This window comes from Paraburkholderia sp. SIMBA_054, assembly GCF_046534875.1.
Taxonomy (GTDB): Bacteria; Pseudomonadota; Gammaproteobacteria; order Burkholderiales; family Burkholderiaceae; genus Paraburkholderia; species Paraburkholderia hospita.
Genome location: NZ_JAWRXV010000253.1, coordinates 1 through 455, shown reverse-complemented (window position 1 = coordinate 455; position 455 = coordinate 1). Strand labels below are relative to the sequence as shown.

At 65.5% G+C, this 455-nt stretch carries 1 protein-coding gene; it reads right to left on the bottom strand.

Annotated elements, in window-relative coordinates; genetic code table 11:
- A partial coding sequence (locus tag SB822_RS55005) for a LysR family transcriptional regulator (protein ID WP_410858836.1) occupies positions 1 to 455 on the bottom strand: 455 nt, incomplete at both ends.

The window sequence follows — 455 nt, the reverse complement described above, 5'->3', positions numbered from 1 at the left end:
CCCACGAGCACATGGCGCTCGGTCATCAGCAGTTCGGAATGCGTATCGGCCAGCGCGTGCCGGCCAAAGCGGATGTTGCAATGACAGTCCGTGGTGGGCTCGGTGCGGATCGACAATTCGACGTCGGGCATTTCGTCGGCCAGCGAACCGAGCCGCGGCGAGAACCACTGCGTCGCGAACGTGGGCGGCACGGCAACCACGAGACGGCGCCGGCCCTTGGCCGCGGTGATCTGACGGAAGCCGCGCTCGATCGTATCGAATGCGTCGGACAGGCAAGGCAGAAACTGCACGCCCACCGGCGTCAGACGGATGCCCTTGTGGTCGCGCTCGAACAGCTTCGCGCCGAGCGATTCCTCGAGCAGCTTGATCTGCCGGATGACGGCGCCTTGCGTCACGCACAGTGCGCTCGCCGCGCGGTTAAAGCTCATGTGGCGCGCGGTTTCCTCGAAAAAGCG